We start from the raw sequence: 12,890 nt of genomic DNA on the forward strand, positions 1-12,890 counted from the left end.
GCGCCGCGCTCACCCGCAGCCGCGCAAGGGGTCGCGATCGCCCGGGCGGGCGGTCGGGCGGCCCGCGCACTAGGGATTTACCTGTACTCGGGCCGCGACGTTTGCGGCCAAGCTGCGCCTGCGGCTTGGATCGAGCCGACGCAGCCGTGCGCCGGACGCCTTGGCCCGCTGGCCATGAAAGGTGAAACGGGAATGACAGGCCTGATCGCAGCCTCGGCGCTGTTGCATTTTTCCGATCTAGTGTCGAGCCTGGGCGGCGACCCGCAGGCCATCATGCGGGCCCATGGCGTGGACCCGAGCGCCGCGGGCTGCCCGGACGGGCTGCTGAACTATTCCGCGGTCACCGCGGTCATCGGCAGCGCCGCAGTGCAGCTGAAGTGCCCGGACTTCGGCATGCGCCTGGGCCAACGGCAGGGCATTCAGATCCTGGGGCCGGTGGCGCTGCTCATGCGGCACGCCGAGACGCTCGAAGATGCGCTGGAAGGCGTCTCGCGCTACCTCTACCACTGTGCGCCGCCGGACGCCGCGGACCTGCGGCGGGGCAGGCATTCGGCCATGTTCTCGCTGGAGATCGCGCCCTGGCAATTGGCCCATCGCGACCAGACGGTGGAGAAGGGCCTGGTGGTGGCGATGGAAGCGCTGCGGCTCCTTCTGGGTGCGGACTTCGTGCCTTTGCGGGTCACGATGCAGCACAACCCGATCTCGTCGCCCGACACCTACAGGCGGTACTTAGGCAGCCGCGTCGAGTTCGGCAGCGAACTCAATTCCATCCATCTGCCCAACGCACAGTTGCGCCACGAAATCGAAGGCAGGGACCCCGCCGTGCTGGCCCTGGCGAGGGACTATCTGGGCCAGATCGACCCCGCGCTGCCACTGGCCGGCCGTGTGCAGCAGTTGATCCTACGCATGCTGCCGGTCAACCAGGCGAACCTGGCTTCGGTCGCGCACGCGCTGCTCATTCACCCCCGATTCCTGCAGCGCAGATTGGCCGAGTTGGGCTCCTCCTTCGAGGACATTCTTGACCAGGTTCGCCGTGACAAGGCCTGGTACTTGTCGGAGCGCGGCCTGCAAGCCGGGCAGATCGCCACCATGCTCGGCTACACCGAGCAGAGCAGCTACGCCCGCGCCTGCCGCCGCTGGTACGGAGAGTCACCCCGGCAACTGATCGCGCGGCGCAGCCGCGGCCACTGAAAGTCCGTGCCACCGCTCTGTGGAGCCAAGCCGCGCCGGGCCAGGACGCGGCGCAAACGCGCAGGCGCACGCGAGTCCGCCCAAGGTCGTGCCCTGGCTCTGCGCTCCCGTGCCGTGCCTCGCGCGCCATGTCGCGAAATGCTAAACATGGATCGCCAAATGACAAGACGGCCGCAGCTCGCCTGACCAGAATGAGTCCGTCCAGCGCTCAAGAAGCCTGGACTCGAAACTGGATCAGGAGACACAACACATGACATCGATCAAAGCGATCGGCGGGACTGGCCACGCCATCCCGCGCGGTCACGCAACATGCCGCCTCGGGCAGCACAGAGCATCGCTCAGCCACCGCTGCGCTTCACCGATTCGGAGGCGTGTATGACGATGCGCGCCGTCGTGATGCAAGAGGGCCAGCTCTCAGTGGGCCACGTGCCGATTCCTCAACCAGGGCCGAAGGAGGTTCTGGTCAAAACGCTCGCTTGCGGCATCTGTGGCAGTGATCTGCATTGCGTCAAGCACGGCCCGCATTTGCTGGCGGCAGCGCGCGACGTCACGGGCGTGGAACTGTTCGACTACCACCAGCCCGTCGTGCTGGGACACGAAATCTGCGCCGAGGTCTTGGAGCATGGCGCCGATTGTCACCGCACGCTTGCCACTGGCTCGCGCGTCGTCTGCGCGCCCTTCCTGCTGCGCCAGCAGCCCATCACGCTGGGCTTCGGCGGCATCGATACGCCGGGCGGCTACGCGGAGTACATGGTGCTGACGGAAGACCTGTTGATTCCCGTGCCGGACAGCGTCCCCAGCGACGTCGCGACCTTGACCGAGCCGCTCGCCGTCGCGCTGCACGCCGTCAACCGTGGAGCCCTGGGCACCCAGGATGTCCCCATCGTCATCGGCTGCGGCCCCATCGGCCTGGCGGTGATCGCGGTGCTCCGGATGCGTGGCATCGGCCCCATCATTGCCGCGGACTTCTCGCCCACGCGCCGCGCCATGGCCAAGGCCTTGGGCGCCGACGTCGTCGTCGACCCGCGCGAGACTTCCCCCTTCGACTCGTGGAAAGCCATGGCGGCCGCCGCCGCGCCTTCCGACCTCGGGCGGCAGACCGCGATGTTCGCGGGCTACCCGTTTCGGCCTTCGGTGGTGTTCGAATGCGTGGGCAGTCCCGGCGTCATCCAGCAGATCCTGGCCGGCTCGGCGCCGTGCTCCAAAGTGGTCGTCGCGGGCCTGTGCATGGAGGCGGACAGCTTCAAGCCCACGTTCGCGATCATGAAAGAGATCGACCTGGCCTTCTGCATCGCATTCACGCCGCAGGAATACGCCGAGGCTTTCTCGCTGCTGGCCACCGGGCGCATCCACCTGGGTGCGCTGATCACGGGCCACGTCGGCATCGACGGTGTGCAGGGTGCCTTCGATCGCCTGGGCTCGCCCGAGCAAGACACCAAGATCATCATCGTGCCCTGAGATCGCGGTGGGGGCGACGAGCGCCGCCTCGCCCACCGAGCCATTTCACAACACATGCCGGGGTCCACGGCGGCCCACGGTGGAGACATGTCATGAACCAAGCAACACACGCAGACGCAACGACCCCGCAACCTTTGGCCCTGGACGCAGCCGCATTGAGGCAGAAGTACGCGCAGGAGCGCGAGGTACGCCTGAAGCCCACGCGCAACGAGCAGTACATCGGCACCGATGCCGGCTTCGACAATCTGGTGGACGACCCGTACATCGACCAACCCATCGTGCGCGATGCCGTGGACGAAACGATCGAGGTGCTTGTGGTGGGCGGGGGATTCGGCGGCCTGGTCTGTGCCGCGAACCTGACGAAGGCCGGCATCGGCGACTTCCGGATCCTGGACAAGGCCGGGGACTTCGGCGGCACCTGGTACTGGAACCGCTACCCCGGCGCGCAGTGCGACATCGAGTCGTACATCTACATGCCGCTGCTCGAGGAAACCGGCTATGTGCCGACGGAGAAGTACGCCCACGCCCCTGAGATCTTCGCGCACGCGCAACGCATCGCCAGGCACTTCGGGCTGTATGAGAAATCGCTGCTGCAGACCCAGGTCTTAGAGATGACTTGGGATGAACAAGCGCGCCGCTGGATCGTGTCGACCGACCGCGGCGACGTGCTGCGGGCGCGGTACGTGTTCACCGCCAGCGGGCCGCTCAATCGCCCGAAGCTGCCGGGCATTGCGGGCATCGACCGCTTCAAGGGCGCCCTTTTCCACACCAGCCGCTGGGACTATGCCTACACCGGTGGCAACGCCAGCGGCGGCATGACGGGCCTGGCCGACAAACGGGTCGCGGTGATCGGCACCGGCGCCACGGCCGTACAGTGCGTGCCCTACCTCGCGCAGCATGCCAAGTATCTCTACGTGATCCAGCGCACACCGGCGAACGTGGGCGAGCGCGGCAATGCCCCCACCGATCCCGCGTGGGCGCAGTCGCTGCAAGCGGGGTGGCAGCGCGAGCGCATGCGCAATTTCAATGGCTGGATCGAAGGCGTCAAGTCCGACAGTGACCTGGTGAACGACGGTTGGACGCAGCTCTTCTACGGCGTGCGTGCGGGTTGGATCCCGACGGATGGCAGCCCGTTGACGCCCGAGATCGCCATGCCCCTGGCGGAGCAGGCAGACTTCCGCATCGGCTCGCAGTGGCGTGAGCGCGTCGCGCAAACCGTGCAGCGAGCTGACGTGGCGGAAGGGCTGATGGCCTGGTACGGCGCGCTGTGCAAGCGGCCGGCCTTCAACGACAACTACCTGCCGGCCTTCAACCGTGACAACGTCTCGCTGATCGATACCCAGGGCTCGGGCCTCGATGAAATCGGTGAGTATGGCTTCACGCATGCAGGCACGCACTACCCTGTGAATTGCATCGTGTTCGCGACCGGCTTCGAGGTCGGCACGGACTACAGCCGGCGCGCGGGCTTCACGGTTCGGGGGGTGGGCGAAAAGACGCTGGCGCAGCACTTCGAAAACGGCATGCGGACCTTGCACGGTTTCTACGCGCACGGCTTTCCCAATCTGTTTTTCCTCGGGGTTGGGCAGAACGGCGTCAAGCCCAACTTCACCGACATGCTGACCGAGCAGGTCGAGCACCTGGTCGATCTGATCGCCACCACGCGCCGTTCGGGCGGCACGCGCATCGAAGCCGAGGCCAGCGCTGAGGCGGCCTGGTTGCAGACGCTGGTCGACAAGTCGCAGATGGCCCGCGCCTACCTGACCAGTTGCACCCCCAGCTACTTCAACGACGAGGGGGGCGATCTGAACAAGAGCTGGATCGCCAACAACTACGGCGGCGGCACCCTGGAGTTCGCCCAATTGCTGCAGGACTGGCGCGAGCGTGACGACCACCAGGGCCTGAGCGTCGACTAGGCGCAGCCCCTTCGAACGAAGCATGCGCGTTCGGGCCGGCCCCCGCTTGCACCCTGAAACCTGACACAGCGACGCCGCGCGCCGAATCTGCTTCGGCCTTCTTTTTCATCCTTGACCCCTTGGAGCCATGAATGCCCTATCAAACCGTCAACCCAGCCACCGGCCTGAGTGTTGAGACCCATCCGTACGTCTCGGATCGCGCGCTCGACGCGGCCATCGGACAGGCCCATGCAGCGTTCGCGCTGTGGCGCCAGCGCCCTGTGGGCGAGCGCGCCGCGGTCGTTTCCAGGGCCGCGGCCCTCCTGCGTGAGAAGGCCGAGGAATACGCCCAATACCTGACGCTGGAAGTCGGAAAGCTCATCGGTGAAGCTCGCGCCGAGGTCGGGCTCTCCGCGGACATCCTCGACTACTACGCCAGGAATGCCGAGACCTATCTGGCCGCCAAGCCGCTTCCCGAGTCGCCAGGCGCCGAGCTGCACATCGAGCCCGTTGGGGTACTGGTGGGCATCGTGCCTTGGAACTTTCCGTACTACCAGATCGCGCGCGTCGCGGGGCCGCAGTTGATGGTCGGCAACACCCTCTTGCTCAAGCATGCCGAGAACGTGCCGCGGTCCGCGCTGGCGTTCGCGCGGCTGTTCGAGGAGGCCGGCGCACCGGCGGGCGTGTACACCAACCTCTTCGCCAGCGTGGAACAGATCGGCCGGGTCATCGGGGATGCACGCGTGCGCGGCGTCACCGTGACCGGCAGCGAGCGCGCGGGCGCTTCCGTGGCCGAGAAGGCGGGGCACAGCCTGAAGAAGGCGGTGATGGAGCTCGGTGGCAGCGACCCGATGATCGTGCTGGAAGACGCGCCGCTGGAGTCCGCGCTCGATGCGGCCCTGTTCGGCCGGATGTTCAATGCGGGGCAGACCTGCGTGGCCAGCAAGCGGCTGATCGTCGTCGGCAAGGCGCGTGCGGGCCAGTTCCTGCAGGGCTTCGTGCAGCGCGTGAAGACGCTGCAGGTGGGTGATCCGCTGGACGCCCAGACCACGCTCGGCCCAGTCTCCTCCGAAAGGGCCTTGAGCCTTCTGCTGGACCAGATCCAGCGTGCGCGCAAGGCGGGTGCGGAGCTGGTCGCGGGTGGCAAGCGGGTCGACCGCCCCGGCTTCTACCTGGAGCCCACGATCCTGAGCAACATCACGCCGGACAACCCAATCTACACGGAGGAGTTGTTCGGCCCGGTGGCCTCGTTCTACGTGGTGGACGACGAAGCGCAGGCCGTGCAGCTGGCGAACGCGACGCCCTTTGGGCTTGGCGCATCGGTGTTCACGGCCGACTTGGCGCGGGGCCGCAAGGTGGCGGCGGTCATCGAAAGCGGCATGGTCTTCATCAACCAGCCTGCCTGGACTGCGCCCGAACTGCCTTTCGGCGGCGTTAAGAACTCTGGCTTCGGCCGCGAACTGTCCATGCTCGGCTTCGGTGAATTCGTCAACCAGAAGCTGATCAACGTAGCACCGGCTGGCTCCCCTCCCTGGGGACCTGTGAAAGCGTAGGTGCGAAACATGACCCTACTTCCTTCCCCCTCAAACACCGATGCCGTGTCGGGTGCGTATGGCGCGGACGTGCTGTCGATCCAGCATCTTCTGGCGGCGGGCCCGGCGCGCAGCCCGTCCCGGGAGATCGTCTACGGCGAAACCGTGCGGATGGACTATTCCGTCCTGGCCCTTCGCATCGGCCGCTTGGCCGCTTGGCCGCTTGGCCGCTGGGCTGCAGGCGCTGGGAGCGCGGCGCGTGGCGCCTGCTCGAAAGGCTACGTCCTTCGCGGTACGCACATTACTTGATCTCGCTCAATTACTAACACAGTAAGATCAGACAGCCTGGGTTGAAGTTCAAAGGGGGCAAGCTGTACTCCCTACTTCGCGAGCACGGATGATGCATGGAAGTCGTACAGCTTGCGACCTTCCATCTTCCTGAGACGCTCTTCCACCTTGGTTAGAAAGGCACAGCCCGCCGAGTATTCTGCGTCGGACATCTCTTTAGCGAGCTCTTCCTGAACGATACGGCTCAATTGGTCGCAGTCTTTTGCAACAACTTCGCCCGTTGGCGTAAGAGACACGATAACCGCCCGGTTGTCCTGGCGAGAACGTCGACGCGTGATCAGGCGCCTCTTGTGAAGGGCTGCCAATTGGGTGGAAATCGTGGATTGTGGCAACACCATGAGGTCGACAAGCTCGCCCGTTCGCAGTCGGCCATGCTGAAGCAGCAGCACGAGCATTCGCGCGGAGTAGTGATTGAGGTCTTGCTGCTGAAAATGAAAGTTGCCGATCTGAGCAATCCGAGCGCTCGCTCTGTGTATCAGATAGGAGAAGCGATCCTCAAGCCGAATGATTTCTAGGCTCATGACGGTGTGCCGGTAAAGTTGCATCATGGTAGCCCAAGCTAGAGACCGCGATATTCACCGCCGTCGAGAAGGATGTTCTGGCCCGTCATGTAGGCGGCCTGCTCGCTGGCCAGGAAAGCGCAGAACGTGCCGAACTCGGCGGGCCTGCCGAACCGTTTCATCGGATTGCCTGCGATGAACTCCCGGCCAGCGGTTTCGATGTCAATCCCCTTGCCGGCCGCCACTTTGGCGATGTAGGCATTCAGGCGGTCGGTTGCGAAGCGGCCGGGCAACAGATTGTTGATCGTCACTCCTTCATCGGCGACGTCGCGCGCCAAGCCTGCCACGAAGCCGGTCAGGCCGCTTCGCGCACCATTGGACAGGCCCAACAGGGGCAGGGGCGCCTTGACTGCAGACGACGTGATGTTGATGACGCGCCCCCACCGCCGCGCGCGCATTGGACCGAGGTAGGCTTTGATCAACATGATCGGGGCGACCATGTTGGCGGCCACCGCCGCGTGCCAATCACGTTCATCCCAGGTCGAGAAGTCGCCGGTTGGCGGACCTGCACAGTTGTTGACCAGAATGTCCACCGACGGGAGGCGACTCAGCAGGGCCGCCCGCCCTTGTTCCGTTGTCACGTCGGCGATGACATATCCGGGCTGGCGCTTCGTGACGCAGGCGACCCGATCGACCGCCTCCAAAAGACGCTTTTCGTTGCGCCCGTTCAGGAAAACTGTGCAGCCGGCCTGCAGCAAGGACTCGGCACATGCTCGCCCGAGCCCGGAACTGGACCCACACACCAGTGCCACCCGCTCGCTCAATCCCAGTTCGATTCCCGCAGGCAAACCCTGGTTTCCTGGCCGTCGCCGCGCGGCTTCAGGTTTCATAGTCCACCGCTTGCCGCTCGCACTGTGCGTCGAGGACGAACTCCGCAAGCGCCTGGTGATCCGGATGCACCCGATACGCGGCAAGTGCGGCGCGGTCCACGAATTCGGAGTAAAGCACCAGGTCGCTACTGTTGGCACCTTGGGAGAAGTCGGGCCCGGTATCCAGCGCTGTGGCGCCGCGAACGCGAGCGTCGACTCTTTCCTTGATGATGCGGACATTCGTCGCCTTTTCGTTGCCGTGGGCGCGGTCCTTGAGGTGCCAGAACACGATGTGCTTAATCATCGCTGCTCGGTGTTGAATTGCGCCAGTGTCGCGTGGAAGTGCTGAATGGCAGGTTCGTTGCGGCCGATGGTGAACGAGGTCACCATGCCGGAGTCGAGCGACTGCTGCACGCCCGCGCCAACGACATAGTCCTCGTCTCGAACCGCGCGCAAGGCGGTCTCGCTGAACTCCTCCGTGAGCTTCCTTTCCTCGTCGCTGGTCGGAGCGTGGGCGCACAGGATGGTCTGGCGTGTCACGGAACTGCTCGGCGTAGCACCGGGGAACATCTGGCTGACTAAGCAGTGACCACCAATCACACCAGAAATTGCGAGGTTGGGAAACACGAGGTGAATCCGACGGATATGCGCTTCCGCGTCCCACTCAGCTTCCGGCGTAACCTTGAGCGCCTCTAGAGTTCGCCGCGCGAACACAATGCGTTGATGCGGCCCGAAGGTGTCGTGCAGGGTCAGGTTGCCGATCGTGTAGCGACCGACGGTCAGCGGATGGACTGTGGTGTGGTGATAGGACTCCAGGTACCCATCCCAAGCGACCTTCCATCCGGGACCATCGAGTTCCCGTTGGGAATGCAAGTGCCACGAGCCCAGTTTCATTTCTTCGAGCTTGGGACCGATGTCGCCGAGCCACCGGTCGATGTCAAACGGCTCGCCGGGAGTCAAGCACACCCAGATCACACCGTGGCGTTCAGCGCAGGGCAGTTCGGTCAACGAATGGGTGTCGGGCCCTACCTTCCCAAACGTCGCCTCGCCGTATCTGCCCTTGAGCGTCCCCTTGAGGTCGTATTGCCAAGCATGGTAGGGACAGACGAAGCGCTGCAGCTTGCCTTCCCCAGCCTTGCACAGCTGGGCTCCGCGGTGGCGGCAGACGTTCAGGAAGGCCCGGACTACACCATCTTCCGCGCGCACGAGCACAACGGGCACGTTCATGACGGTCATGGCCCTGTAGGTCTTCGGCGCGGGTAATTCAACGCCAAGGGCGAGTGCGACCGGAAGCTGGCGGAATATCCGATCTACTTCCCGCCGGTATCGCTCCGGATCCGTGTAGGTTTCTGCTGCCAGGCGCATCGTGTCAGGTGCCTGGTCTGTGGTCTGCGCGCAAAAATGGGCGACCGCCCTTCGCGCCAGGTCAATGGATTCGTCGGTCGTTAGCATCATCTCTCCGTTCGTTTTTCGTCCGTCGGCGCCACCCACAGGCGGCGGTCATAGTTCAGCAATCTGCTCCTGCTCGACAGCGGCTGGGCTCCTGCCGGTCAGTGCGAACTCGCGCGTGAGCTGGCGGCCCATCGAGGGCAATCTCCAGCCGGGCAGCGGCTTGCGCTGCGGCGGCGGCGAGATATCCATGGCTCGGCCATCCACAAAAACGTGCCTGATCCGTCCAGGCTCACCCAGAAGTCCGATGTCTCGCGATGGATCGCCATCCACGCAAATCAGGTCAGCTTTCATTCCGGGTGTGACCGCGCCTGTCTGCCCCTGCATCTTCAGGGCCAGCGCGCCAGCGCTGGTCGCACAGCGGATGGCCTCGAGCGCCGTCATGCCGTAGTAGCGCATGAACACCTCCATCTCGCGGTAGTGCCATTCGCCATAGGGAACCATGGAGAAGCCCGCTTCGCTGCCCGTGAGCAGCGGGACGCCAGCTTGGTGCAGGCGCCGCATCGTCTCGACCGAGTCGGCGATTTCCCTCTCGAACAGCTTTAACAACGCCGGGTCGGTCCCGAGTCGATCACCGTAATCCACGAGGTTGGCCTGAAAGGTGAAGGCAGGGCATACGGCAATCTTCCTTTCGATGACGAGCTCGAGCCCGCGCTCATCCATTCCTGTGGCATGGAAGATGAGGTCCATGCCGGCCTTTGCGGCGCGATAGGTAGAGACAGCACCTCGGCAATGGCCCATCACCGGCACACCCAGGTCATGGGCCACACTGCAGATCAGATCGAGCTCTTCCTGCGTCCAGCTGCACTGCTCACCGAGCCGTGCTTGTCGCGGCACCACACCAGAGACGTGAACCTTGATCCAGTCGGCGCCCAACTTCACCTGACGGCGCACTTCGGCAATGATCTCGTCCCTTCCGCCGACCACCTTGTAGTATCCCGTGACGCCAGTGTCGTTGATCAGGCGTCCGGCAGTTCCTCCGACGCCGGTGATCAGCGCGTAGCAGCCGCACGCCATCCGCGGACCTTCTGTGACTCTGGCTTCGATCGCATCGCGCAGGTCTATCATGTTCTCGAACGTCGAGTCTGGATCGAGAACACCGGTCACTCCTGCCCTCAGCAACTTGCGCGCGTTGTGCGCAGCGACCAAAGCGGATAGCGCATTGCGTCGCTGGTAGAAGATTTCCGGGTTGGATGCAGCGTCGTCGAACGACAAGTGGCAGTGGGCGTCGATGAGGCCCGGCATCACGGTCATTCCCCCGACGTCGAGGCGTTTCGCGTTCTGCAGGTGGGCGGTGCGTTGGGCTGCTTCGGGGCCGACCGCCACGATCAGATCATCTTCGATCAATACGCTGGCCGGATACGGCGCGGAGCCCAGTCCGTCGATCACCGTGCCGTTCTCAAGGAGAAGTGCCTGGGTCATACTGCGAGCTGCGTGATGGGGTTGTGACGGCTCGCCAGCAACTGTCGCGCGTTGCCCGCAAGGAAGTCAGGAACGTTGCCGTGGCGCGCTTCGACGTTTGACGGCTTGCCCGCGGTCGGCTCGTCCCATCCGGCGAAATTAGTGCCGTACACGAGGTGATCGCGTCCGACGACGGAGGACAACAGTTCGATGGCGGCGGGATGTTCCACATGCACGTCCAGCCACAGGCGCCTTGCCCGTTCCTCAAATGCGCCGTCAGGTCGCAGCGCAGCCGGTGACCAGTGTCGCAACCGGGCAGCCCTTGCCATTCGCCCGATCAGCAGGGCAGTGGCACCTCCGCCATGACTGATGCAGATGTCGAGCTTCGGATGCCTGTCCAGCACGCCGCCAAAGATGAGGGTCGCGATCGCCAGCGTCTCCTGGGCAGCGAAACCCGCAATGATGTCCAGCTCGAACCGCTTCAGGGCGGGATCGCCGGCGGGACCATCGATGCCGGCCGGGCCGGGGTGAATGAAGAGAGGAACACCGAGCGCGGATGCCTTCTCGTACAGCCGATCCATGCACGGTGCGTCCAGCGGATTCGGTGCATCGGTCCCGAACGCGGCTCCCAGGAGACCAAGTTCCTTCACGGCACGCTGCAGCTCTTCGGCAGCCGCGTCAGGCGACTGGATCGGGAGGGCCGCCAGCCCGCCAAGTCGTTCCGGGTGCGCCCGGACGACCTCGGCCAATGCGTCGTTGTGGACCTGACAATACCGAGCCGCATCCTTCGCAGGTATGAAATGCAGGTACGTGAGCGGATTGGGAGACAGTACCTGGTAGTCGATACCGCGCTCAGCCATGCGCGCGAGTCGCAGCTCCGCTTCCATGAACGGGCTCCCCACGTAGCGAACCCCGTTGAGCCTGTAGCTTTCTCCAACCTGAAAGTAAGGCGATCCGTCCTCGTTCGTTCCGATGTATGGCCCGAATACGCCAGCCGCGCCAATGGTGCGGGCCAAAACGACGTGCGCATGAACGTCGATGACTCGCGCGGTCTTGATTGCGCAATTCATGCTGTCTCCTAAAAAGGTGTTGCGTGTCAGCCGATGGTCCTGAACGCTCGATCAGACGGCGGTGTAGCCGCCGTCCACGGTCACCTCGGTGCCCGTGATGAATGACGCCTCATCGCTGGCCAGGAAGAGCGCCAGGCTGGCGATCTCGGAGGGTTCTGCGATGCGCTTTACCGGATTTGCATCGATGATCGCCTTCATGTATTCGGGCGGCAGCGATTCAGCCATGGACGTCCGCACCGTTCCGGGCAGAATGGCGTTGGCGCGGATGCCTTGGGCCGCGTACTCGACCGCCGCGGTCTTGGTCAACTGCTTGACGGCTCCTTTGGCGGCACAGTAGGCTGACATTTTCGGGAACGCGACGTTTGCAGCCATTGAGGAAATGTTGATGATCGAACCTCCACCGCTGTCGAGAATCAGCGGAATGCCATGGCGCATGCCGAGGAACACGGCCCGGAGATTGACGGAGAGGACACAGTCCCACTCCTCCTCAGGGTAGTCGCCCGTGAGGGCCATATGCCCTTCGATTCCGGCGTTGTTGCACAGCACGTGCAGCGCTCCGAACCGCGACACCGCTGCGGCCAACATTGCTTGCACCTGCGTCGACTCGCAGACGTCGGCTTGGAACGGCAGGCAGTTCGCGCCAAGCTCCGCCAATTCGTTCTGCTTTCCGGACACGTCGGCGGCAACGACGCGCGCGCCCTCGGCCACAAAGCATTCGACAATCGCACGGCCGATACCACAACCCGCTCCGGTGACGACAGCCACCTTACCTTCCAGTCTTCCTGTGATCACTTCGCTGCTCCTTTGACGACGCCCACCGCAACTCAATCGATTAATCCGCCGGTGCTACTGACACAGTCAGGCCATCCAGGTTCTCACGCAGAACGAGCTGACATGAAAGCCTCGAATTCAGTCGTCGATGATCCGAGGAGTCGAGCAACTCGTTCTCGCCCGCCGACACCGGGGAGAGCTGTTCTTCAAAACCAGGATGGACGTAGACATGGCACGTGGCACACGAGCAACATCCGCCGCACAATGCTTCGACCTCGTCGACTGCAGACCGGATGACATGCATGACGGTGTCGCCCTCGTCGCCATGCACTTGCTGCGACGCGCCGTTCCTTGATATCAATGTGATGGCAACCACTTTTCTCTCCAATTCATATAGGTAGTCGGCGTC

The 12,890-nt window shown here is 64.0% G+C and carries 13 protein-coding genes; 5 read left to right on the forward strand and 8 right to left on the reverse strand.

The window, feature by feature from the left end:
* Positions 1–192: 192 nt before the first annotated feature.
* From GXN78_RS33710 to GXN78_RS33730, 5 genes are all read left to right on the forward strand, one after another.
* Positions 193–1,191, forward strand: coding sequence for an AraC family transcriptional regulator (locus GXN78_RS33710; protein ID WP_164256110.1), 999 nt, complete (start codon positions 193–195; stop codon positions 1,189–1,191).
* Between the two features lie 375 nt (positions 1,192–1,566).
* On the forward strand, positions 1,567–2,649 hold the full coding sequence (locus GXN78_RS33715) for a zinc-binding dehydrogenase (protein ID WP_219910114.1): 1,083 nt from the start codon (positions 1,567–1,569) through the stop codon (positions 2,647–2,649).
* A 92-nt stretch (positions 2,650–2,741) separates the two neighbouring features.
* Positions 2,742–4,562 (forward strand): NAD(P)/FAD-dependent oxidoreductase, encoded by a 1,821-nt coding sequence (locus GXN78_RS33720; RefSeq protein WP_106560011.1) that lies wholly within the window; start codon positions 2,742–2,744, stop codon positions 4,560–4,562.
* A gap of 131 nt (positions 4,563–4,693) precedes the next feature.
* Positions 4,694–6,094, forward strand: a complete 1,401-nt coding sequence (locus GXN78_RS33725; RefSeq protein ID WP_106560010.1) for an NAD-dependent succinate-semialdehyde dehydrogenase — start codon at positions 4,694–4,696, stop codon at positions 6,092–6,094.
* Between the two features lie 9 nt (positions 6,095–6,103).
* Positions 6,104–6,382 (forward strand): hypothetical protein, encoded by a 279-nt coding sequence (locus tag GXN78_RS33730; RefSeq protein WP_146163160.1) that lies wholly within the window; start codon positions 6,104–6,106, stop codon positions 6,380–6,382.
* A 71-nt stretch (positions 6,383–6,453) separates the two neighbouring features.
* On the opposite strand, the gene GXN78_RS33735 is transcribed toward GXN78_RS33730, so the two are convergent.
* Genes GXN78_RS33735 through GXN78_RS33770 form a run of 8 tightly spaced genes read right to left on the reverse strand, consistent with a single transcriptional unit; the run spans position 6,454 to position 12,857 of the window.
* Entirely contained in the window at positions 6,454–6,969 is a 516-nt protein-coding gene (locus tag GXN78_RS33735) for a MarR family transcriptional regulator (protein WP_106560009.1), read from the reverse strand.
* 11 nt (positions 6,970–6,980) lie between these two features.
* Positions 6,981–7,757 (reverse strand): SDR family oxidoreductase, encoded by a 777-nt coding sequence (locus GXN78_RS33740; RefSeq protein ID WP_106560032.1) that lies wholly within the window; start codon positions 7,755–7,757, stop codon positions 6,981–6,983.
* A gap of 43 nt (positions 7,758–7,800) precedes the next feature.
* The gene (locus tag GXN78_RS33745) at positions 7,801–8,094 is read right to left on the reverse strand and encodes a Dabb family protein (RefSeq protein ID WP_106560008.1); all 294 of its coding nucleotides are present in this window, start codon (positions 8,092–8,094) and stop codon (positions 7,801–7,803) included.
* Positions 8,091–9,245 carry an aromatic ring-hydroxylating dioxygenase subunit alpha gene (locus GXN78_RS33750; RefSeq protein ID WP_106560007.1) on the reverse strand — a complete coding sequence of 385 codons (1,155 nt, stop codon included), beginning with the start codon at positions 9,243–9,245 and terminating at the stop codon, positions 8,091–8,093. The genes GXN78_RS33745 and GXN78_RS33750 overlap by 4 nt, the downstream gene beginning before the upstream one ends.
* A 45-nt stretch (positions 9,246–9,290) precedes the next feature.
* The gene (locus GXN78_RS33755) at positions 9,291–10,661 is read right to left on the reverse strand and encodes an amidohydrolase family protein (RefSeq protein WP_106560006.1); all 1,371 of its coding nucleotides are present in this window, start codon (positions 10,659–10,661) and stop codon (positions 9,291–9,293) included.
* A complete protein-coding gene (locus tag GXN78_RS33760; protein ID WP_106560005.1) occupies positions 10,658–11,710 on the reverse strand; it encodes an amidohydrolase family protein in 1,053 nt (350 codons plus the stop codon). Before GXN78_RS33760 ends, GXN78_RS33755 begins: the two co-directional genes overlap by 4 nt.
* Before the next feature lie 51 nt (positions 11,711–11,761).
* Positions 11,762–12,502 (reverse strand): SDR family NAD(P)-dependent oxidoreductase, encoded by a 741-nt coding sequence (locus GXN78_RS33765; protein ID WP_219910113.1) that lies wholly within the window; start codon positions 12,500–12,502, stop codon positions 11,762–11,764.
* Positions 12,503–12,542: 40 nt separating this feature from the next.
* Positions 12,543–12,857 carry a 2Fe-2S iron-sulfur cluster-binding protein gene (locus GXN78_RS33770; protein ID WP_164256113.1) on the reverse strand — a complete coding sequence of 105 codons (315 nt, stop codon included), beginning with the start codon at positions 12,855–12,857 and terminating at the stop codon, positions 12,543–12,545.
* Positions 12,858–12,890 lie beyond the last annotated feature (33 nt).

It is taken from the genome of Variovorax sp. WS11, from assembly GCF_010499245.1.
In the GTDB taxonomy this organism is placed as follows: domain Bacteria; phylum Pseudomonadota; class Gammaproteobacteria; order Burkholderiales; family Burkholderiaceae_C; genus Variovorax.

Coding starts and splice junctions, on each gene's coding strand:
- GXN78_RS33745 (WP_106560008.1), bottom strand. CDS start 8,094: ATGATTAAGCACATCGTGTTCTGGCACCTCAAGGACCGCGCCCACGGC.
- GXN78_RS33730 (WP_146163160.1), top strand. CDS start 6,104: ATGACCCTACTTCCTTCCCCCTCAAACACCGATGCCGTGTCGGGTGCG.
- GXN78_RS33715 (WP_219910114.1), top strand. CDS start 1,567: ATGACGATGCGCGCCGTCGTGATGCAAGAGGGCCAGCTCTCAGTGGGC.
- GXN78_RS33750 (WP_106560007.1), bottom strand. CDS start 9,245: ATGATGCTAACGACCGACGAATCCATTGACCTGGCGCGAAGGGCGGTC.
- GXN78_RS33725 (WP_106560010.1), top strand. CDS start 4,694: ATGCCCTATCAAACCGTCAACCCAGCCACCGGCCTGAGTGTTGAGACC.
- GXN78_RS33735 (WP_106560009.1), bottom strand. CDS start 6,969: ATGATGCAACTTTACCGGCACACCGTCATGAGCCTAGAAATCATTCGG.
- GXN78_RS33710 (WP_164256110.1), top strand. CDS start 193: ATGACAGGCCTGATCGCAGCCTCGGCGCTGTTGCATTTTTCCGATCTA.
- GXN78_RS33720 (WP_106560011.1), top strand. CDS start 2,742: ATGAACCAAGCAACACACGCAGACGCAACGACCCCGCAACCTTTGGCC.
- GXN78_RS33760 (WP_106560005.1), bottom strand. CDS start 11,710: ATGAATTGCGCAATCAAGACCGCGCGAGTCATCGACGTTCATGCGCAC.
- GXN78_RS33755 (WP_106560006.1), bottom strand. CDS start 10,661: ATGACCCAGGCACTTCTCCTTGAGAACGGCACGGTGATCGACGGACTG.